Raw genomic sequence first — 20,944 nt, forward strand, 5'->3', positions numbered from 1 at the left:
GGGGGCTCGTCGGCCTCAATCAGGCGGTGCACGCCATCAGACATCCCTGTTCCTCCCTGCCTAAATGTATCAGTCCCCAAATGCATCGTTCAAGAAGAGATGATTGCATTTCCCCGTGAGATTGATGTATTTTGAATCGCTACATAGCAAGCACCTCGGCCTTTCCCCTGCTTCCTCAAAAAACCCATCTCCACAAGGTGCTGAAGAAGCCGAAAGGCCTGAATCCGTGAAACGCCGAAAACGCGCCGGACATCCTCATTTTTGACATAGCCTTTCTCATGTAGGATCGGCTCCAGGGCAAGGAGTTCCGGCGGCTTTTCCTGGGGCGCTTTCTCAGGTTCCGGGATGATCTCATACACTCGCCCTCGAGGCTGGTTGAGCCGCACGATTCTCCGGCGGAGGAGGTCCTTGATGTCACGACTGGCCGTGTAGGGGTCCACACCGACCAGTTTCTGATAAGCCCGGCTGGTGAACCGGCCTCCGTGCTCGTAGGCGTAAGCCAGAAGCCGCAGTTGATTGCGGGTGAGCCCCTGCCCTTCGTATCGCCGGAGCCAGTACATCGTCTCCGGTCGGTAGATCGGCGTGCTGTGGAGGGTGACGACAAAGCAGCCACCTTCCATGGCAAGCTCGGGTGGGCGTAGCCCCTCACGCTCCATCACCTCGAACATGCGTGGGATGCCCTCGCCACGCTCCCGCATGTAGCCCAGGTCCGTCAGCACCCGCACGATCCGCGGGTTCCGCGAGGCATGGACTTTTTCGCGACGGCGCAACCGTTCCAGGGTCACCGGCGGCACCGGCTCGCCAGGGCTACGCACTTCCAGGCGGTCATCGAACAGATCCACTTCGATACCGATCCCTTCCAGAGCGTAATCCCGGTGCGCGATGGCGTTGACAATGGCTTCCTGCCAGGCGAAGGTGGGATAGACCAGGCGCTCTTCAAAGAAGAGGTCCACCAGGGTCTGCCGCTCAGGCAGATACGGCTGGATGGTCCTGTAGGCTTCCTCCACCAGCCGCACCAGCGGGATGCCTTCGATCCGAAGCCGCTTGCGGATGTTGAATTCCGGGCCGGTGCGTCGCTCGGTTCCCTGCCAGACGGCGAAATCAATCCCACAGCGGGGATGCCAGCGAGAAGGATCTCGGCCGAAGAGCAACAGGGCAGCCCGGCGCAGGAAGAGACGCCCATTTCGCTTCTCGGCCAGATGGTAATGCAGGAGCGCTTCCTCGACCGACAGGTCCAGTCCTACGCGCTCGACGACTTCTTTCACCAGATCGGTGTTTATATCCGCCAGGGTGGCTTCGGGGACGATCTGATCTTCCCAGATCAGTTTACGACGTGCGTTCTTGATGGCTTCAATGTCCGTGGCGGGGAAGGGCAGGTTCTGGTCATTGTGACGGTAAAGGTAGCGTCCATCGCTGAGCTGATGCACCTGCGGGCTCCAGTCGGTCTCGAAGACCCACACGCGCTTCCCTTCCAGGGTGATTTCATGAACACGAAAGCTCAGAGGGGGGGCGGATGAGGCTCCTGATCTGCGTCCTGACTTGCGCAAGGTTATAGCGCTCCGGAACGCCCGAAACAGTGCCGTCATCCTCAATACCGAGCACGACCGTGCCACCGTCGGCATTGGCCATAGCCGCCAGCGTTTCCGCCACATCCCGGATCACGTCTTTGACCGGTCGGGGACGGGGCACGTCGTCCCTCCGGTCATAGCAACTTTTGCGCTCCAAGAATTGCCCCTCGGATTGCTCTTTCACCCATGTCCAATCGGTCATGGTGCTTCCCCGAAAGTTGCCGCCGCGTGGGACGGGTCGACGCCGGTATCGTTGCCTCGTGCATGACCAGAGGTGGGGGCGCCCTTGCGCACATTCTGGCCCTTCCGGGCATGCGCCGAGATCTGCCCGATGGGCATCTCGTCGGTTTCAATGAGGCGGCGGATGGGGTTAGGCATCCGTTTCTCCCTCCATATATGCAGATGCATTTTCAATGCGCCACAACAGGTAATTTATCACAATCAATTGATGAAGAACCTCATACGGGTCCAAACGCACCAGTTCATGGTTCTCCGGCAAATGCCCCTTCGGATTCCTGAAGGCTTTAAAAACCCCTTCACAAATCAAAGCCAGTCCGGCTTGTTCATTTTTACCTGATTCCTTATCAAGATGAGCGTTAAAGCGAATCCTCAATTTCGCAGGCTCTCCTATTTGTTTCATTGTTGCCTGAACTAATTCGGCCTCATTTTTGTCCCATATACCGGAACGCTTTTGAATCTCTTCGTTGAGGACCTTGGTTGCCTCAAACACAGCTCCCACGAATTTCCCAGCACGGAAGTAGCCTTCTGCCGCTTGCTTGACTCGTCTGTGAAGGGGAAAGTAATCAAAGAGTAGTTGTGGATCCGGATGCTCAGTCTCCCTTACGATTGCCTCATATAGAAGAGCTTTTTCAGTAGGAGATAACACGCGTTGTGATAGTAGTACTCCTTCATCAAAAACAATCCGTTCTTGAACACTACCAAAACGTTCCCAATCTTCTCGCTTGTTCCCTCCATAACGCTCGGCCCACCACACTCGCGCAATAATGTCCGCTTCGTCCTGCGGCTCGCCTTGTGGGCGGGAAACATCATCCCCCAGCTCTCTCAGAGCCGCAGCATAGAGAATCCGCCTATACAAAGGGCCACGCCCCATTTCCCTTTTAGAAATCTCCTTAGTTTTCAATATCGCCTGGAGACATTCCCCTCCACGGTCGCTGCCCATTGCCTGGAAACCCAACGATAGGAGAAACACCTGCTCCGGATCACGCAGAGGCGACCATCTGTCGTCCGCGCCGAGTTGCTGCACCTTGTCACTCAACCGTGCGAACCACTCAGGTTCAAGTTCAAGGGAGCGGCCTGCTTTTCGGTTTAACCAGAAAGCCGCTGCTATTGGTCCTACATTCCGGTGCACATCCCAGACCTGTTCTTCTTCTACCCATTTTCGTATTTTCAAAACAAGCTCCTCAAAAGGTTGGTTATTCTCGGTCCCCTCAACGCTCAATGCATAGCCCAACCAGGCCGCCGCGAATGGATCCCAGCGGTCTTTCAGAACCTCCAGCTCCCTCAACAGGGCCTGACGCAGCTCACGTCTGTAGTGGTAAAAATCTACAGGAACCATGCCTTATCCCTCAATTTGCCCGCACTGGCTATGGGACTCCAATTGTCCGCCCCGATTTCAGACACGAGCCGAGCTACCAGATACGAATAGTTCAGTGTAGCTGGCTTGAGTTGGGCGTTGAATCCCCTCCAGTTAACTCGGGCGAAGGCAAAAACTTGCTGAACCAGGCGGGGGAACTCATTTGACGACATTGTGGATCGTGCGTCCATGTAGATTTCCAATACATTTGGCACACCCCGCTTTCTGCGCAGTTCCTGACCTGTTCGATCAGGTACGCGGCCGTCCAAGAACAGTAGCGCCGTGTAACGATTGACCTCAACCCTAATGCCGGGCTTAGGAACATAGGTCGGGTGTGCTGTGTCAAACAACCGGTAATTAGTATCATCGTTTAAGTGCAGAATGGCATATGGTATATCAGTGCCGATTCTCTGAAGCGCTTGTTCTACAGCCGCGATCTCCCTAAACTTACCCGGACGTTTGCAAAGATGAATTATAATTGAAGAAGGTTTCCCTTGTCGCCGCTCGTACTCCTTGTAAGCCTCAACAACTAAATCGGCAAGCGCATTCCTATACTCGTCCAGTTTTTCCCATGCCACCGGTTTGGGCGCAAGCGAATACAGAAATTGGTAATCCCCGTCCTGCATGAAAAGCGTTATAAACCCCACAACGTAATTCCTTTGTCGATCCATCGCTCGGCTTACCCCGATAACAAGCTCTTTTTGTTGTGAAGGAGACATAACCGTCCACGGTGTGCCGCCAATCTTGGCATATATCTGCAGGGCTATATTTTCAAGGGTCCACGGAAGCCCTCTCGTATTTCTAAGTACCTCCGCCGTAACAACCTGGCTTGGAATTCCATTGCCTAAAAGAAGCGATTTGACCTCAGCATATAGGGTCAGATTTTTCGTTGGCATAATGACAAGAACCAAATCAGGATTATCGTTGACCAGAACAGTCGTTATCGTTTCCCTCGGAGCTTCAATGTCAAGCGGTCTCTCAGCGACGAATTCAAGAGGAATGCGGAATAGACTCTGGAACCCTGCAAACGCCCCATTGCCGTTAGTAAGACCTGACACCAAGATATTGTGCTCATCCAAGAGTTCCCTGGGGTACACCAAAACGCAACGAACCCTATCCAGGCCAAGATGTTGTGCATCATACGGGCCATACCGCCTCAGCCCTTGCCTTGCGTCTTCATGTTGCGCCGACCACGATGAAAGACTAAAACGCAAGGGGGGCAATGTAAATTGTTCTCCTGTTAGATAGAAATCGTTCATGGAACCACCCCCAGGATAACGCGCAACGGTGTTTCCTCCAAACTTGCCTTTATGCTTTCAGCAAGAGGCAATGAGAACTCTTTGTTTGCCTGCACAAAAGGTAGAATGTGATTGTGCAGTCTAAGCCGAGAGACTTCCGGATTTATCCGATTATCTGGGAGAAATTCGTCTTGAATTTGTGCAATTTCTGCCATTGCATTATATCGTTGAATTTCACGAGTATCGAGGCATTGTCCGTGTTCGTTTTGTATTTCCCAGCAGATGTCCACAATCAAGCCCAAAATGGGAAGATTTCCTTGCCATATATAGATAGTTCTCAAATCGTAACCACGGAAGATTTTCAATCGCCCTGCGACAGCAGTGCGGTAAGGCTTCGGCTCATAAAGCGTGGTGCGACCTTTCCCGCGCCGTTTGCGATACCCTTGAGTTTTCAGATGGTTGCTAATGCCTTCATTGATCAGGCGAACGCACCATTGAGGATGTTCCAGCAGCCGAACCTGTTGCTGTTGAAAGCCCTTGGAAGCGAGTCGTTTCATATCTCGGCCATATCCGAAAATCTGATCTCGATATCGATAAACATGAATAGTCCATCCCAACTGCTCAATCTCAGTGCGCAATTCTTGTAATGAGGCGAAGTTTTTTGATGGTGCTAGCATCAAGCTAACGCGCTCATCTGGCAAGTTCACTCTGAAGACATTTACATAGAGCCCTGGCTCCAGCAAGATCGTGTTCATTTAGTCAGCCTCCTGATAGCCTAATACTCAAGCTGTATTCTCCCTGCTTACTCCCTCGTTCATTCTATTCTTTTCAGCTTCTCTAGATCGATCTGGTAATGCTCAATCCTCACGATGGGCTCCCAATTCAGGCGGACGGGGTCCTGGACGGCGATGAGGCGCGGGCGGGTGGCGCAGTCGAAGACCACGTAGAGCCAGTAGTCCGCCCTCAGCCGTTCGGCCGTTTTGTATTCGTTGGGCGTGAGGGCCACCGGCCCCACGCCGGCCCGGCCCTTGACCTCGATGAAGCGGACGTGGCCGCTTTCCGGGTGCCGGGACAGGATGTCAAAACCGCGATCCTCGGCGGAGACGTCCTCGGGCTCCCAGCCCCGCTCCCGCTCATAGCGCATGGCTTCCTCCATCGCAATGCGCTCGATTTCCTCGTCCCGCACCATGGGCGCGAACTCTTCGCGCTCGGGATGGGGCAGGACCAGGGCCGAGCCGATATGGGTGAGGTCGGCGATGGCCAGCTCCCGCTCCCGCCGGAGCTCCTCCCGCCGCCGCTCCAGCCGCGCGTTCAGCTCCTCCAGCCGCCGCTCCGCCTCGCTCAAGGCCAGCGTCACGTCCTCCCCATGCTGCTGCCGCTCCAGAAGCTCGGCGATCTGCCGCTGCTGCCGGTCGATGAGGGTGAGCAGGCTCACCTCCACGTGGCGGGCGATGGTCTCCAGCTCCTTCTGTCGCTCCTGCTGGACCTTCCCCAGGAAAGACTGAAGCCCGCTCTCCAGCAGGAAGCGCTCCACTTCGTTCCGGTCGACCGGGAAGATGGGCGGCGGATCCGCCGTTCCCGGCATTACCGGAATGAGGTCCAGAAAGAGCGTCGGCTGACGCAGGCGCATCTCCCCCGAAGGCCCCACCTCCACTACGAAGAGCTGGCGGTGCAGGATGTTGCCCCGTCCGTCTGCGACGGAGGCCGCATACACCTCCAGCCGGGCCGGCGCCGTCCGATGCAGGTCATAGAACACGGCGCCCCGTCTCAGGTCTGTCTGCGCCTTCTCCCACACCTCCTCCCGAACGGCCTCGAAGAGCGGATGCCCGGGGGTCACCCACTCCAGCGTGGGGTCCTCGGTCAGGCGCTGTTTGTTGAAGGTGATCCGCCGGTACTCCCGCCCCAGGGGACCGAAGCGGGGCTCCAGACGCTCCCCTACGAGCTGCAGGTGGCGGGGGATGCGCCCTACGGTGTAAACGCCGTTGCGGCCCTTCGGCGTGGGAAGGCCGGCGATGGGAGCCGCCTGCAGGAAGAAGGTCTCCACCACCTCCGGCACCAGCCGCCGCTCCTTGGCCTCGGCCGTCCGTCCCAGGATCGCCGACAGGTTCAGCTCTCTCTTGGCCAGCCCTTCCAGCGTGGACTGGCAGATGCGAGCGAAGCGTTCCCGGTCCAGGTCCTGGACGAGGCGCTCGAGGGCCGCCTGCGGAGTGAGGCGCCCGGCGTAGAGGTCCCGGAACAGCCGCTCCAAGTAGTTGGCCGGGATGACCTCGCCGACCACGTCGAAGACCTGGTCGCTGCCCAGCTCCCGACGGATCTCCCGAAGCCGCTCCAGGAGGCGCTCCAGGACCTGCCCCTCCCGGGTGTTGGCGGCCACGAAGTTGAAGATCAGGCAGTCCCGCTCCTGGCCGTAGCGGTGGATGCGCCCCATGCGTTGCTCCAGTCGCATGGGGTTCCAGGGGATGTCGTAGTTGATCATCAGCCAGCAGAACTGGAGGTTGATACCTTCCCCGGCGGCCTCCGTGGCCACCATGATCTGGGCCTCTTCCCGGAACTCCCGCTCGGCGTAGAGCCGGGTGCCCGGCGTGTCCCGGTCGCCGATCTTCATGCCGCCGTGGATCTGGGTAACCCGGAAGCCCCACCGGCGGAGGGTGACCACCAGGTAGTCCAGGGTTTCCTTGAACTCCGTGAAGATGAGGAGCTTGGTGCGGGGGTCCTCAAAGAGCCCCTGTTCGGTGAGCACCTGGCGCAGCTTGGCCAGCTTGGAGGAAACTTCCCGCTCCTCCAGAGCCCGGGCCTGCTGCACCAGCGCCCGCAGGGCCTGGCTTTCCTGTCGGATCTCCCAGGATTCGGAGGGGAGAGAGGCCTCTTCCACCTCCTCCTCGACCCGGATCGCTTCCTCCTCAGGCAGCTCATCCAGATCCTCCAGACGGGAGAGGTCCACGGCGACCTCTGGCCGGGGGCGGCGCAGGCGGTCTTCCAGCTTCTCCAGGCGCCGCTCCAGGCTCCGGCGGACGGCGTGGAGGCTGGAGGCGAAGCGCCGCTGATACATGGCCATGGTGAACCCGAGGGCCCGCCCACGGGCGGAAGGGTCGGCGGCGGCGCGGATGGACTGCTCCTGCACATAGCGGGTCAGGGCCTCGTAGAAGGCGAACTCCGGGCCGTCCAGCTCGAAGCGGACGGTGCGTACCTCCCGGTTCGTGAACAGCCGGCGGACCTTCCCCGTTTCGGGGTCGGGGAAGGTGATGAGCGCCTCTTTGGTCCGGCGGAGATAGAACGGCGCGTGGTTGCGCCGGATGGCCTCCTCCAGGCTGCGGACGTCTGCGTATACATCCCTATCCAGAAGCTGGAGGAAGAGGCAGAAGTTCACCGGATCGCCCTTATGGGGCGTACCGGTGAGGAGAAGGAAATGATGCGTCCGCTGGGAGAGCAGCTCGCCGAGCTTATAGCGCTCCGTCTTATGCTCCGGGTCGCTGGCGCTCATCCGGTGGGCTTCGTCGACGATGACCAGGTCCCAGGTGGTGCGCTGGAGGCTCCCGAGCACGTCCTCGCGCTTGGCGAAGTCAACGGAGGTGATGACCTGGGGCCTGTCCTGCCAGGGGTTGACCCCGTAGGCATATTTCAGGTCCACGCCGCGGACGATATCAAACCGCTCCCGGAAGCGGTCGCGCAGCTCCCGCTGCCACTGGAACATCAGGTTGGCAGGCGTGACGATCAGGGTGCGGGAGACCAGCCCGCGCAGCTTGAGCTCCTTGAGGAGCAGGCCGGCCATGATGGTCTTTCCGGCGCCGGCATCGTCGGCCAGCAGGAAGCGAATGCGGGGCAGCGGCAGGATGTAGTGATAGACCGCCTCCAGCTGATGAGGCAGCGGGTCCACGCGGGCGATGGAGAGGGAAAAATACGGGTCGTAGTCGTAGGCCAGCCCCAGGCGGGCCGCTTCCACCCCCAGTCGGAAGCGGTGGGCGTCGCCGTCGAACGGCGCTTCGGCAGGGATGATCCGCAGCCGACCGACCTGCTCCGGGGTCAGGAGACGCTCGTGGTATTGCCGGGTGCGAAGCCCCTGCCCGCCCACCCGGAGATTCGGGCCGAAGGGCTGCACGAGCAGAATCCGGATAGGTTCTGGGAAAACTTCCCCTTCCACGATGGCGCCGGATTGAAGATCGTTTTCCATCGGCCTCGCCTCACGAAATGAACTTTACTCTTTCAATTTCCCGGCTCCTCGAAAAAGGGCCCCGGTAGAGACCCTGATCTGCTCGGATTCGTGAGCGACATCCTCGTCCCTTTCCTTTACGTCTGCGTCGCGGTCGAGGCGGGGCTGGAAGTTTCCCGAACACTTGATACATACGGTCAGTCCACGTAAATCATCTGAACCCTGCCTGCCAAGTCGCGCCCGTGGTTCGGATCAGGGTGGTGATGCTTCCTTCCTCTCGGCATCTGGGCCACCCCTCGAGTCAAGGAACAGCAAGGCCCCGTGGCCGTCGAAGCTCCAGGGGCGGCCGGCTTCGACCACCTCCAGGCGCGGTTCGTCGTCCCGGTACAGGAGGACGTTGCCCACCCGGCCCGCGGGATCCTTGTAGGTGAGCTCCAGGGCGTCGGTGCCGAACCACTGGACGTTCACCACGGTGACCGCGGTGCCCGGGAGGACGCCGCGGACCGTCGCTTGCGGCCTGAGGTCTTCCAGCCTCACACCCACCCCGCTGGAGACGGAGGCATGCGGAATGCCCCGTCTCACCGTGCCCCGAGCTCCCCCACGGAGCCCGGGCACTCCCGGACCGGCTTTGGTGCTAAAATAGGCGAACATGTGCACGCGGTCAAGGCGCGGGCACATGCCTCGCCTCCTGCTGGCGCCCCAAACCCTCCGCAGGTGCCGCGGACTCACGACCCCGTAGGGGTACTCAGGTGGTGCCGGGAAGGTATACCCGCTTCCTGCGCGGTTCTCCGCTGGTGCCTGGGGAGGGAGTCGAACCCCCGACACGGGGATTTTCAGCCCTACCAGAGACGTTGCACACCGTCCCCTTGTATCTCATACGCTACATTAACGCGCACCAAGATGTATACCACATCTCGCGGAGTTGCACGAATGATCATCCAATGGCTGCACGTTTGGCTGCACGCCTCCAGGGTGGTCCGCCCCGTGGTCCCGCCTGTGCGCGCAGGTGTAGGTGCGCGTGTGCGGCCCTGCGGCGCGTGAAAAAGACCGCGCCCCGGGGTCGCGCGCGCACCCTCCTGATTTGCCGAGATAAAAAGAACCGCCGCGGGTTACTCTAAAGGTGATGGACGGGAGCGTGACCACCGGGCAGATCGCGTGGCATCTAGGCGTCAGCCGCAGGACCGCACTGAAGTGGGTCAAGATGCTTGCCGGGTTGTTTCCGGATCTCGTGACTGTGGATCGCGGGGCCTACAGGTTGAAAGAGGACCCGGGGATTGCACTGCTGTGTGCCCTGCGGGACCACCCCCGGGAGTGTGCGTCCGCGCTCCGTGCTGCTCGGCTCGTGGGGCTGACCCCGACACCACATGACCTGATCCTCGCGGCCGTGTGGGGACACTACCTGCATGGCCTATACCACCGCCTCCGCGCAACCTATCCGGGGCGCCCCGTCACGTGCCGGGTCCTCGACCTGCACGCACGTCGCGAGTACATCGTCCACCTCGGAGCCAGCCGCCCACCCCGAAGGCCCCCGACGAGGGCTCTCATCGAGAAGTTGACGCAGATGTGCACCCGCTGGTCCCACAGAACCCGCCCCTACCACCGACTCGCAGGAATCTATGCGATCGCGGAGCGCCTTGAGATGGGCAAGTTGAAGCGCGCCAGGGTCTTGTTTGGGTGGAAGTTCACCCAGCGGGGCAGCCGGTGGTCCAAAAGGGAGAGGTGGTTGTACCGCCACGGGCTGCTCCCCCCGAACTTCCGCTCCCATCCCCACTCTCCATCTCCCGGCCACCCGCTGTGGGGGAGCAGAAAGAGACGGGATTACTTCGGGGCGCGCCGAACTTAAGAACCTCTCCCCTTGCTATCCAACAAGACCCCCCGGAATTTCTCATGCAACGCATGCGGCATGCAGGGGCACAGGTTCCCGCGGAAGGCAGCCACCTTTCCTTCCCTCTTCCCCAGGACAACCCCGATCCAGGGGCGCGGGTTGTGGGGGTCCAGACGTAGTTGGACTGCGCACAGGGGGGATGGGCACGCCAGAAAGTACCACGAAGCGCCTTTCCACTGTCCGGGGATGAACAGGCGCGGCTGAGCCTCAACAAGATCTGACAGGACCCGGCCGATCTCCATGGGCAACGGGTACCACTCCCGCGGGACCTCCGCCGGGGCACCGACGATCACCTCACGCTCTCCGAGGCAACTACCGCCGAGTTCCCACGGTTCAAACACCGGCTCGAGGGTCAGCACCGGGACCGTGATGTTGATGAACCTGGGGGGCGGAGGGGTGAGGGCCTTCTCACTGCCGGACGCCCCTGCTGCCCTGCGTCGCCGTGGTTGCACCCGGAGAGAAGCGACAATGATGCGTTTGTTCACATTTGAAGGTTAACACGGGTGCCCGGACCCGCAACGGAGCCTGCCCCTCCTTGCCTACGATGTGGCCCCCACGAGACGCTGTGGAACGGAGGTGAGCAAAATGCGAGAGCAGCCCCGGCCGGTGGAGCTGTTGACTGTCGAGCAGCTTGCGTCTGCCCTACGGATCAGCAAGGCGACCGCGTACCGTCTGATCGCGCGGGGCTTGGTGCGCGGTGTGCGCCTCAGCCCGCGGTGCCTGCGGATCCCGGCGTCCGAGGTTTTGAGGTTGATCCGGGAGGCCACGGGCGGTCTCGAGGGGGATGACGGGGATGATTGACCGCGATGAGGTCCTCCGTGGCCTGAGCACCCTTCATCCGGACGGAGGTGCGGTTGAGGTTCGGGCGTTGGGACCATGGCGCGGGGTTGTTGCGGGCTATTTCAACAACCGCACCGCACTCGTGGCCGCGGTTGAAGAACTTGACCGCCGTGGTGCGCATGGGATCTACATCACGTTGAACCAGATCAATCCGGCTCTGCTCGCACGTTGCGCGAACCGGCTGAATTGGGGCGGAGGCGAAGTGCCACTCACATCCGATGCCGACGTTCTGCGCCGTCGGTGGATCCTCTTTGACTTGGACCCTGCGCGACCGGGCGGTGTTGCTGCAACAGGCTTCGAGCACGATGCGGCCCTGCACCGGGCCGAGGAGGTCCGGGAGTGGCTCCGCGAGCAGGGCTGGCCCGAGCCCGTGGTGGTGGATAGCGGCAATGGCGCCTACCTGCTGTACCGGGTTGACCTCCCGAACGACGCGGCCTCCACCGAGTTGGTGCGCGCGGTCCTGGCCGCAGTTGACCTCCACTTTACGGACGGGGCGACCCTCGTGGACACGAAGACGTTCAACGCGGGCCGCATCGTCCGCCTGCCGGGAACCACGAACCGCAAGGGCGATCCTACTCCGGACCGGCCACACCGTATGTGCAGGATCCTGCACGTACCAGAGCCGGTGCAGGTGGTGCCCGAGGAGGCCCTGCGTGCGGTTGCGGCTCTAGCACCTGCGGAGCCTCGTGTGGAGGACCGCAGGCAGAACCGTGGAGATCCGAAGGAGCGGGTGGAGCGGGTCATTGCTGCGCTCAACCTGGAGGTGGCTCGCAGCGGGCCGTGGGGTGGCGGTGGTTGGAAATGGGTGTTTCGCAACTGCCCGTGGGAGCCGGAGTTGCACCGGGATCGGGCCGCCTACATCGTCGTCCTCCCGAGCGGCGCGATCACGGCGGGTTGTCACCACCTCGGGTGTTCGAGCCGAGGGTGGAAGGACCTCTTGGCGTTGCTGCCCGAGGGGGATCGTCCGCGGGAATCGGTGGAGCCGGAATCCACGGGGCCGGCGAAGGTCAAGCCGGTCTTCCGGCCGGTCACGGAACTCGAAGCCCCGCCCGTTCAATGGGTTTGTGAGCCTCTCGTGCCCGCTGGTGCGTTGACACTGCTGGGGGGGAAGGACAAGAGAGGAAAGACACTGTTGGCCCTTGAACTCGCACGTTCGGTGCTCTCCGGAGAGCCGTTCCTCGGGGTGTTCCCGGTACAGACCGGGGCGGTGGTGGCCGTCCTCCTAGACGACCCGCTCAATATTACGCTTGACCGCCTCGAGGAGATGGGTATTCGTAGGCACCCCCACCTTTTCCTTCTCGACCTGCGAGACAATCCTGATCCACGCGACGCCCTGGGCGCGATGGAGGAAGCCGTGCTCTCCATGAAGCCAGCCCTGGCAATCTGGGATGCGTTGTTCCACTTGCTCCCGCCCCGGGAGAACGCGTTGAACGACGCAGCGTTGATGGGCCCGGTCGCCCTCCGCCTCGACCGGATCGCCCGCTCGGGGGAGTGCGGGCTGATCACGATCCTGCACGACAACAAGGTGGGTAGCGACTTGGCCGGGTCATTCGTGCTCCGAGCCGCGGCGAAGTCCATCCTCCGGCTGTGGCTCCCTCGGGGGGCCGAGACGGAGGAGGACGAGCCGGTCGGTCCCCGCCGCGTCTTGGGCCTGGAGACGAAACTGGCAGCCCCGCAGACCTGGGCACTCGAGCTTTGGGGCCCGGGTAGGTGGAGGTTCCTGGGGACCCTGCGGGAGGCCCGGGAGGCAGACATCCGGGCCAGGATCCTGGAGTTCGTCCGGGATCACCCCGGGGCGACCACCCGGGAGATCCTGGAGGGGGTCCAGGGCGCCACGACCCGGGTGCTCGGGGTCCTCGAGCGACTCTGCGGGGAGGGGGTGGTCCAGCGTGAGGGGTCGGGTAGGAGAGGGGACCCCTTCCGGCACCGGGTTGGAGGGGCCGGGCAAGATTTCGTTTCTGAATCCCCTTTTAGGGGAACGAAACGAGAAACGAATCGGCCGGAAGCCGCGTCAGATCTGGATTTATTCGTTTCTGCCGGGTTCCGAAACGAAACTGAGGTCAGAAACGAATTTCTGCCCGACCAAGGGGAGGGAGGGGTGCCACCCCAGGGAAAGGACCCCGGGTCTGGGGAGTCCAGCCCTGGCGAGGGAGGACCACGGGGTGAGGACCCCCGGACCCCAGGTGGGAAGGAGGGCCTCAAGGAGGTCAAGCAGGAAGGGACCCAGGCTGAGGGGGACCCAGCCCCGGGGGGAGACCAGGGTGGTGGGGGGAGCATCCCGGACTGGGCCATGGGCCTGGCGGAAGCCCTCCCCCGGCGGCCCGGGACAGACCCCAAGCGGGTGGCCGAGGCCATCGCGAACCTGCTCGAGCCCCCGATCCCCCGGGACACCATCCCACAGGAGGCGCAGGCGCCCACCTGCAGGACCTGCGGGGGGCGGAGGTGGTGGAGGCGACCCGACCACCTGGGCGGGGGTTGGGTCTGCGCCCGCTGCCACCCCCCGGGGCCGGTCCAGCCCGTGGCCTGGCACGGTCCGGAGGAGCCCGAGACTCCCACAGCGCCCCGGGGGCGAGTCCGCGTTGAGATGTTCAGGGTCGTCTACCTGTGCTCGACGCACGGCGTGCTCCCCCATAATGGGGTGTTTCGCGGGGACGGTCCGCCACGGTGTGGGGCGTGCCTGCGTGTCGCGGAGGTGCATGAGGAGCCGATCCCGGTGGAGGATGAGGGGAGGTGACGAGCGTGGGGTGGTGGAGGTGGGAGGAGGCGAATGGCCACCTAATCGCGGTGCTTGTGCCCTTGGCGCGCGTGGTCGTGCTCAGGGATGGCGGCCCGGAGACCGTGGGGTACGTGCCACTGGCCTACCTGTCCCGGCTTCGAGAACGCACTCCTGGTATCGCCCTGAACTGCGGATGCTGGGCTTCCGTGTGTCCGGATTGCGAGAGGGTCATCGCGACATACGTCCTCCACGGGTGCGCACACGGCGATTTATGGGGTCGCCACGCGGAGGTTGCGGTCCAGGGCTCGGATTGGTGGAGGGTGGCGGAGCGTCGCCTGCTGAAGGTGAACCCGGGGACGAGGAGGCGATGATGGTCCGGGTCCCCGGGGCCGCGCCGAGGAGAGATAATCTCCAGGTCGGGCTGAAACCCGCGCCACAGCGGCCTCCTGGAGGGGTTGCAGCCATTGTGCAGCCAACGGAGAGGGGGGGCTGATGGTGGGGTCCGGGGCACGAGCCTAACGCTGCGCGTTAACGGTCCCCTCGGTGCCCGCGGCTGGCTCATGCCCCGGACTCCCGTACTACGCGGTCCAGCCTTTCCGCCGCCTCCCGCCCCAGGCCCGGCAGCACGTGGCTGTAGGTCTCCATGGTGGTCGTGACGGTGGAGTGCCCGAGCTGCTGCTGGACCACCCGTGGGTGGACACCGGCCTTCAGGCTGAGGGTCGCGTAGCTGTGCCGGAGGTCATGCAACCGCATCCGCGGGAGGCCTGCGGCGCGCAGCACGCGGGCGAAGTTGCGCCGTCTCAGGTTCTCGGGCCGCACGGGGCCTCCGGCCTCATCGGTGAAGACCAGGAGCTGGTCGTTCAGCAACCACCCCTCAGCCCGCTGCCGCTCCTGATGCCCCCGCAGGGCCTCCACCACGAACCTGGGCATGTCCACCACCCGCCGCCCGGCGGTGGTCTTCGGCTCCGTCCACACAGGCCTTCCCTTAACCCATGTGACCTGCCGGCGGACCGTGATCTTGCCTCCCTCGAGGTCCACGTCCGGCCAGGTCAGGGCCAGGGCCTCGCCTAGGCGCAAGCCGCACCCCAGCAGCACGGCGAACAGTGCGTAGTATCGGTCCTGGCGCGCGGCCTGTAGGAAGCGGGCAGCCTGCTCCGGTGTAAGGGCGCACATCTCCCTCTGGGTTGCCTTGGGTTTAGGCACTAGATCACAGGGATTCCGTGGCAGGAAGCCCCAAGTCACCGCCTGCTCCAGCATCCGGTGCAGGGTGCGCAGGACACCGCGCTGATGGCTGCGGCTCGCACCGCGCCGCTCCATCTCCGCCAGCACCGCTTGCACGTGGATCGGGGAGAGTTTTGCGATCTGTACTCCTCCGATGACCGGGACGATGTGGTTGCGGACGCGCGACTCGTAGAACGCCAAGGTGCTCGGCCTGGTGCTGACCGACACCACGTCGGACAACCACTGCTGTGCGAACTTGGCCACGCTGAGCCTGCCAGGCTCAGGAAGGGGACCGGACGCCATCTGGAGCCGTACGCGGGCAGCCTTCTCCATCGCCTCCCTAGCGCTGCGGCCGTACAAGTAGACCCGCCTCCGCTTGCCGCTCGGTGTCCACCCGGCGCTCAGGGCCGCGACCCACACAGTCCGCCCCCCGACGCGCCGCCTGTAGAGAGCGCCCTCTCCCCGCCGCCTGCGCCTCGGACGTCCCGCAGCGGCACCGTTGGTGCCGGACAGATCAGCAGCGCGCTCCACGTCTCCCACCCCTCGTTCATCTGCTCCATGCCTCATAGTACGCCACAGTGCGTCACGAAGTCAATAGTTGCGACAATGCCCACCTGGGCACTACCATTGGGGTGTGGACCGGATGCTGACCGTGCGCGAGGTAGCCCGCAGGCTCCGGGTGACCGAGGAGTCGGTCCGCCGGTGGTTGCGCGGCGGCCTGCTCCGGGGCGTGCCCCTCCGGGGCCGGGCGGGCTGGCGGATCCCGGAAGCAGAATTGCTCAGGTTCATTGAGGAGCGGGCTAGGGGCAGGCAGCCTGCCGGGTAGGGGTGCCACCCCGCAATTGGCTGCATATTGGCTGCACAGCCCAACCTTGCCCCTTCCTGCATCACCTCCCGCGCGGGCTGAAACCCCTGTGCTGCCTGGGTTCCCGCTGGTGCCTGGGGAGGGAGTCGAACCCCCGACACGGGGATTTTCAGTCCCCTGCTCTACCACCTGAGCTACCCAGGCATATGGCGGGGACGACGGGATTTGAACCCGCGATCTCCGGCGTGACAGGCCGGTGTGTTGACCAGGCTACACCACGCCCCCGCCATTCCGTAGTCTACGAACTCCGCCCGGAGAAGTCAAAGGCTCCGCAGGGCCCGTAGCACCCGCTCCGGGGTGATGGGGAGCTCCGTCACGCGCGATCCCACCGCGTCCCGGATCGCGTTCGCCACGGCTCCGGCGCCGGGCACCACGGGCGGCTCGCCCACGCCCCGGGCCCCGAACGGTCCGTTTGGGCTGGGAACCTCCACCAGCACCCCCTGCATCGGAGGAACCTTGGTCGCCCTGGGAAGCGCGTAGTCCAGGAACGAGGTCGTGCGGGGAATCCCGCTGCGGTCGTAGGAGAGGGCCTCCCACAGCCCCCACCCCAGGCCCTGCGCCATCCCGCCGTAGACCTGACCCTCCACGAGCAGCGGGTTGATGGCGCGGCCCACGTCCTGTGCGAGCACGGCATCCAAGACCTGCACCTCCCCCGTCTCCCGATCCACCCGCACCCGAAGGAGCTCCGCGGCGAACGCGGGGGCCTGCTCCGTCTGCGCGGAGCTCCCCACCGCCCAGATGGGCTCGAACCGCCCGCCGAACCGCTGCGAGAGTCCCGCCAGCTCCGCGAGGCTTATCCGCGCCTCGGGAACGCCCCGTACGAAGACGTACCCGTCCTGCAGTTCGAGATCCTCCATCGCAGCTTCCAGGACCTGAGCGGCCATGCGCAGGATTTGGGCCCGGGCCTCCTCCGCGGCACGGTGCACCGCCCGCCCCACGGTGTAGATCACCTTGCTGCCCGCGCTCGCGCCCGCGTACGGCGCGTGGTCCGTGTCTCCCTGGATGATCCGGACCCGCTCCGGCGGAACCCCCAGGACCTCGGCCACCACCTGGCCCAGGGCCGTGTGGGTTCCCTGCAGGTCCACCGCGCCCACGTGCACCCGCACGGTCCCGTCCCGGTCCACGGAGCACGCGGCGGCCGCGGGTTCCAACCCTCCGGGCCACCCGCCCACCGCGAGCCCCAGGCCCTCCCCCGGGCCCCTCCGTCCCTCCCCCCAGAGGGGATGTTCCCGGATCGCCTCCAGGCACGCGTGAAGCCCGATTCGGGGATAGCGCCGGCCGTCGGGGAGCGGGTCTCCTTCCCGCAGGATGTTTCGCAGGCGGAACTCGAGGGGATCCAGCCCGAGCCGCCGCCTCAACTCGTCCATCTGGGATTCCAGGGCGAAGGCCGCCTGGGGCGACCCGGGCGCCCGGTATGCCCCACTTCCCGGCTTGTGGGTGAGGACTTCAAGCGCCTCGATCTCCAGGTTCGGGAACCGGTACACGCTGCCCAGCAGGAAGGCCGCGATCCGGGCGGGAGAACCCGGGAAGGCACCCGCGTCGAACACGAGCCGGGCCCTTAAGGCCGTGAGGGTCCCATCCCGGCGCACCCCCGTCCTCAGGGTGAGGACCGCCCCGTGCACCGGGTTGCTCAGGAGGAACTCCTCCTGGCGGGTGAGCACGATCCGCACGGGCCTCCGGGTATGGAGCGCCAGGGCCGCCGCCAGGGGCTCCAGGAGGAGGAACTTCCCGCCGAACCCGCCGCCCACGGGCATGGGCACCACCCGCACCCGGTGCTCGGGCCAACCCAGAAACCGCGCCACCTCCTGTCGGACCCCGAAGGGGCTCTGGGTTCCGGTCCAGAGGACGAGGGTCTCCCCGGAGGGGTCCAGGGCCGCCACCGTGGCGTGGGGCTCCAGGTACCCCTGGTGGACGGAGGAGGTGCGGTACGTGAACTCCAGGACCAGATCCGCCTCCGCAAACCCGCTTGCCACATCGCCCCGGGCGAATCGGACCCGGGCGGCCACGTTGGGGGAAGACCTCTGGGCTTCCGCCGCGGCTTCCTCCGCCCCCGCCGCGTGGGCTCCCGCGTCCGTCCGCAGCCCCGGGATTCCCTCCGGCCAGACCGGGGGCGCATCCTCCGCCAGAGCTTCCAGCGGATCCACCACCGCGGGAAGTGGTTCCACCTCCACACCCACCCGGGCCGCGGCGTCCACCGCCGCGGATTCCCGCTCCGCGAGGACCACGGCCACGGGCTGCCCTGCGTACACCACCCGCTCCCGGGCCAGCAGGCCCGCGGCGTGGTTGTCCGGGAGTTGCCGGAACCAGGGAAGATCCCGGGCGGTGAGCACCGCCACCACGCCCGGGAGCGCCAGGGCCCGGTCCGCGTCAATGCCCCGGATGCGGCCATGGGCCACCGGGCTCGGCACCAGCCGGGCGTGCAGGAGACCCGGAATCGCTAGGTCCGCGGCAAACCGGAGGCGTCCGGAAACCTTTTCCCGTCCGTCCAGAAGCGGGATCCGACGTCCCACCCACATCTCCGTCCTCCTCGCAGGATTGCCCTACTAGGGTACCGCTTCCTGATCAGGAACGGGGAGGCTCCGCTCGGTCTGGGAGCGCGTATCCTAGTGGACGGGGAGCGGACCCGGAGGGCGGGATGGAGGACCAGGCGATGGAATTCGTCACCGAGCAGAACATGGCGCTGCTGGTGGACCTCTACGAGCTCACCATGGCCCAGAGCTACTTCCGGGAGGGCCGCAACGAGCCCGCCACCTTCGACCTCTTCGTGCGCAACCTCCCGCCCCGCCGGGGGTTCCTGGTGAGCGCGGGACTGGACACCGCGCTGGATTACCTGGAACGGCTGCGGTTCCCGGAGGAGGGAATTGCTTACCTGCGCGGTCTTGGGCTCTTCGACGAGGGCTTCCTCCGTTACCTGCGGGACTTCCGGTTCACGGGAGACGTGCGGGCCATCCCCGAGGGCGAGGTCTTCTTCCCGCCGGAGCCCGTGCTGCAGATCACCGCGCCCCGCATCGAGGGGCAGATCGTGGAGACCTTCCTCCTCAACCAGATCAACCTCCAGTCCCTGATCGCCACGAAGGCCGCCCGGGTGGTGCTGGCGGCCCGGGGCCGTCCCGTCATCGACTTCTCTCCCCGTCGGGACCACGGGACGGACGCGGCCCTGAAGGTGGCCCGCAGCAGCTACCTCGCGGGCTGCGCCGGCACCAGCAACGTGCTGGCCGGCATGCTCTACGGCATCCCCGTGTACGGGACCATGGCCCACAGCTACGTCATGTCCTTCGAGGACGAGCTGGAAGCCTTCCGCGCCTACGCCCGACAGTTCCCGGACCGGTGCATCCTGCTCATCGACACCTACGACACCCTGCAGGGAGCCCGCAACGCGGTGGTGGTGGCCCGGGAGCTGCGGGAGCGGGGATACCGGCTGCGGGGCGTGCGGATCGACAGCGGGGACCTGGCGACGCTGAGCCGGGAGGTACGGGCCATCCTGGACAGTGCCGGGTTCCCGGAGGTGCAGATCCTCGCGAGCGGCGACCTCAACGAGGACAAGATCGCGGCCCTGCTGGAGGCGGGAGCCCCCATCGATGCCTTTGGGGTGGGGACGGAGATGGGGGTCTCCTACGACGCGCCGGCCCTGGGCGGGGTCTACAAGCTGGTGGAAGACACCGCGGGATACCGCATCAAGCGCAGCACGGGCAAGGTCACGCTCCCGGGCCGCAAGCAGGTGTGGCGGGTGTACCGGGAAGGGCGGATGCAGGAGGACATCATCGCCCTCGCGGACGATCCCCCGCCGCCCGGGGCGGAGCCGCTCCTCGTGGAGGTCATGCGGGGGGGCCGCCGGATCCACCGGGAGAGCCTGGAGGACGCCCGCCGACGCTGCGGCGAGCGTTTCCGGATGCTCCCCGACGAGCTCCGCCGGTTGGACGGCGGGCGCTATCCCGTCCGTCTCAGCCCGCAGCTGGAGGCCGTGCTCCAGGCGATGGCGGGTGCCGCCTTCTAGTTACTCCGGCCCGAACACGAATCGGATCCGGTCTCCGTCCTGGGGGTAGTACTCCTGCCAGCCCTCCAGCCGCCTGCCGTTCACGAGCACGGACCACCGCCCCGGCCTGCCATCCGGGCACCGGTCACCGTCCCGGTAGGTCCGGCCGTCCGGGAGCGTGAGGGCGTGTTCCCGCACCAGAACCCCCACGGAGAGGAGGAAGGTGCGCAGGGTGGCCTGCCGCCCCTCCTCGTTGCTTTCCGGGTGCACGTGGATGACCCCGTCCCCGTGGGTGTGGGTGTTGCCGGGGCTGGGGGGGAACGGCGGGAGCCGTCTCCCGCAGATCTCCACCGCGTAGGGCGCGTGCCAGTGGGCCCCGGCCCGGGGATAGTTGGGCCGGGACCGGATCCCGTACGCCACCACCGCCACGCCCAGGACCACCACGCCTCCGAACACCCAGGGCCACAGCCGGTCGAACGCCCTCCGCGAAGCGGGACGCGGGGCCGCCTTCCGGGTCGCCTGCTTTCCGTCGCGTGCCGGCATACGGACCTATACGGGGAAGCCCATGCTCTGCAGCACGAGTCGCCCTTCCTCCGTGAGACGTTCGGGCGTCCACGGGGGCGAGAAGACGATCTCCACCTCCACGTCCTCCACCCCCGGGAGCTCCAGCAGCTTCGCGCGGATCTCCTCCGCCAGGATGGGCCCGATGGGGCAGCCCAGGGCCGTGAGGGTCATCTGGATGTAGATCCGGCCGTCCTGCTGCTGGATGTCGTAGATGAGCCCCAGATCCCAGATGTTCACCGGGATCTCCGGGTCGTAGCAGGTCTTGAGGACCTCGATGATCTCCTCCCGACTCGGCATGGTCATCTCCCCGGTCCCAGAACTGGGGTCCATCGC

General features: G+C 64.5%; 14 protein-coding genes and 2 tRNA genes. 4 read left to right on the forward strand and 12 right to left on the reverse strand.

Features of this window, described 5'->3' with window-relative positions; genetic code table 11:
• Positions 1–89: 89 nt before the first annotated feature.
• The 6 genes from QN206_00630 to QN206_00655 form a co-directional block, all read right to left on the reverse strand.
• A complete protein-coding gene (locus QN206_00630) occupies positions 90–1,460 on the reverse strand; it encodes an ATP-binding protein (GenBank protein MDR7613313.1) in 1,371 nt (456 codons plus the stop codon).
• A gap of 478 nt (positions 1,461–1,938) precedes the next feature.
• A complete protein-coding gene (locus QN206_00635; GenBank protein ID MDR7613314.1) occupies positions 1,939–3,144 on the reverse strand; it encodes a TIGR02391 family protein in 1,206 nt (401 codons plus the stop codon).
• Positions 3,132–4,421 carry a Piwi domain-containing protein gene (locus QN206_00640; GenBank protein ID MDR7613315.1) on the reverse strand — a complete coding sequence of 430 codons (1,290 nt, stop codon included), beginning with the start codon at positions 4,419–4,421 and terminating at the stop codon, positions 3,132–3,134. Before QN206_00640 ends, QN206_00635 begins: the two co-directional genes overlap by 13 nt.
• The gene (locus QN206_00645) at positions 4,418–5,155 is read right to left on the reverse strand and encodes a hypothetical protein (protein MDR7613316.1); all 738 of its coding nucleotides are present in this window, start codon (positions 5,153–5,155) and stop codon (positions 4,418–4,420) included. The genes QN206_00640 and QN206_00645 overlap by 4 nt, the downstream gene beginning before the upstream one ends.
• Before the next feature lie 59 nt (positions 5,156–5,214).
• Positions 5,215–8,568, reverse strand: coding sequence for a DUF3883 domain-containing protein (locus tag QN206_00650; protein ID MDR7613317.1), 3,354 nt, complete (start codon positions 8,566–8,568; stop codon positions 5,215–5,217).
• A gap of 231 nt (positions 8,569–8,799) precedes the next feature.
• Positions 8,800–9,129 (reverse strand): hypothetical protein, encoded by a 330-nt coding sequence (locus QN206_00655; protein MDR7613318.1) that lies wholly within the window; start codon positions 9,127–9,129, stop codon positions 8,800–8,802.
• A gap of 1,888 nt (positions 9,130–11,017) precedes the next feature.
• On the opposite strand from QN206_00655, the gene QN206_00660 reads away from it, so the two are divergent.
• Both QN206_00660 and QN206_00665 read left to right on the forward strand, forming a co-directional pair.
• Positions 11,018–11,233, forward strand: a complete 216-nt coding sequence (locus tag QN206_00660) for a helix-turn-helix domain-containing protein (GenBank protein MDR7613319.1) — start codon at positions 11,018–11,020, stop codon at positions 11,231–11,233.
• A gap of 241 nt (positions 11,234–11,474) precedes the next feature.
• Complete coding sequence (locus QN206_00665) at positions 11,475–14,006, forward strand: AAA family ATPase (protein MDR7613320.1); 2,532 nt, start codon at positions 11,475–11,477, stop codon at positions 14,004–14,006.
• 540 nt (positions 14,007–14,546) lie between these two features.
• Here the strand turns inward: QN206_00665 and QN206_00670 are convergent.
• Entirely contained in the window at positions 14,547–15,542 is a 996-nt protein-coding gene (locus QN206_00670) for a site-specific integrase (GenBank protein ID MDR7613321.1), read from the reverse strand.
• Between the two features lie 310 nt (positions 15,543–15,852).
• Between QN206_00670 and QN206_00675 the strand changes: the two genes are divergently transcribed.
• Complete coding sequence (locus QN206_00675; protein ID MDR7613322.1) at positions 15,853–16,035, forward strand: helix-turn-helix domain-containing protein; 183 nt, start codon at positions 15,853–15,855, stop codon at positions 16,033–16,035.
• A gap of 107 nt (positions 16,036–16,142) precedes the next feature.
• Here QN206_00675 and QN206_00680 read toward each other — a convergent pair.
• The 3 genes from QN206_00680 to QN206_00690 form a co-directional block, all read right to left on the reverse strand.
• Positions 16,143–16,218: transfer RNA gene (locus QN206_00680), tRNA-Phe, on the reverse strand.
• Between the two features lie 3 nt (positions 16,219–16,221).
• Positions 16,222–16,299, reverse strand: a tRNA-Asp gene (locus QN206_00685).
• A 35-nt stretch (positions 16,300–16,334) separates the two neighbouring features.
• The gene (locus QN206_00690; protein MDR7613323.1) at positions 16,335–18,590 is read right to left on the reverse strand and encodes a xanthine dehydrogenase family protein molybdopterin-binding subunit; all 2,256 of its coding nucleotides are present in this window, start codon (positions 18,588–18,590) and stop codon (positions 16,335–16,337) included.
• Between the two features lie 119 nt (positions 18,591–18,709).
• Between QN206_00690 and QN206_00695 the strand changes: the two genes are divergently transcribed.
• Positions 18,710–20,068 (forward strand): nicotinate phosphoribosyltransferase, encoded by a 1,359-nt coding sequence (locus QN206_00695; protein ID MDR7613324.1) that lies wholly within the window; start codon positions 18,710–18,712, stop codon positions 20,066–20,068.
• Here QN206_00695 and QN206_00700 read toward each other — a convergent pair whose 3' ends face one another.
• Together QN206_00700 and QN206_00705 are read right to left on the reverse strand one after the other, a co-directional pair.
• The gene (locus QN206_00700; protein MDR7613325.1) at positions 20,069–20,590 is read right to left on the reverse strand and encodes a hypothetical protein; all 522 of its coding nucleotides are present in this window, start codon (positions 20,588–20,590) and stop codon (positions 20,069–20,071) included.
• A 6-nt stretch (positions 20,591–20,596) separates the two neighbouring features.
• Positions 20,597–20,941, reverse strand: coding sequence for a metal-sulfur cluster assembly factor (locus tag QN206_00705; protein ID MDR7613326.1), 345 nt, complete (start codon positions 20,939–20,941; stop codon positions 20,597–20,599).
• Positions 20,942–20,944: the final 3 nt, after the last annotated feature.

The organism is Armatimonadota bacterium (assembly GCA_031460175.1).
GTDB classification, from domain to species: Bacteria; Sysuimicrobiota; Sysuimicrobiia; order Sysuimicrobiales; family Sysuimicrobiaceae; genus Sysuimicrobium; species Sysuimicrobium tengchongense.

What these genes read in the sequence shown, in the direction of transcription:
- QN206_00635 (MDR7613314.1), bottom strand. Translation starts at nt 3,144, where the DNA reads ATGGTTCCTGTAGATTTTTACCACTACAGACGTGAGCTGCGTCAGGCC.
- QN206_00640 (MDR7613315.1), bottom strand. Translation starts at nt 4,421, where the DNA reads ATGAACGATTTCTATCTAACAGGAGAACAATTTACATTGCCCCCCTTG.
- QN206_00645 (MDR7613316.1), bottom strand. Translation starts at nt 5,155, where the DNA reads ATGAACACGATCTTGCTGGAGCCAGGGCTCTATGTAAATGTCTTCAGA.
- QN206_00650 (MDR7613317.1), bottom strand. Translation starts at nt 8,568, where the DNA reads ATGGAAAACGATCTTCAATCCGGCGCCATCGTGGAAGGGGAAGTTTTC.
- QN206_00660 (MDR7613319.1), top strand. Translation starts at nt 11,018, where the DNA reads ATGCGAGAGCAGCCCCGGCCGGTGGAGCTGTTGACTGTCGAGCAGCTT.
- QN206_00670 (MDR7613321.1), bottom strand. Translation starts at nt 15,542, where the DNA reads ATGGAGAAGGCTGCCCGCGTACGGCTCCAGATGGCGTCCGGTCCCCTT.
- QN206_00675 (MDR7613322.1), top strand. Translation starts at nt 15,853, where the DNA reads ATGCTGACCGTGCGCGAGGTAGCCCGCAGGCTCCGGGTGACCGAGGAG.
- QN206_00690 (MDR7613323.1), bottom strand. Translation starts at nt 18,590, where the DNA reads ATGTGGGTGGGACGTCGGATCCCGCTTCTGGACGGACGGGAAAAGGTT.
- QN206_00695 (MDR7613324.1), top strand. Translation starts at nt 18,710, where the DNA reads ATGGAGGACCAGGCGATGGAATTCGTCACCGAGCAGAACATGGCGCTG.
- QN206_00700 (MDR7613325.1), bottom strand. Translation starts at nt 20,590, where the DNA reads ATGCCGGCACGCGACGGAAAGCAGGCGACCCGGAAGGCGGCCCCGCGT.
- QN206_00705 (MDR7613326.1), bottom strand. Translation starts at nt 20,941, where the DNA reads ATGGACCCCAGTTCTGGGACCGGGGAGATGACCATGCCGAGTCGGGAG.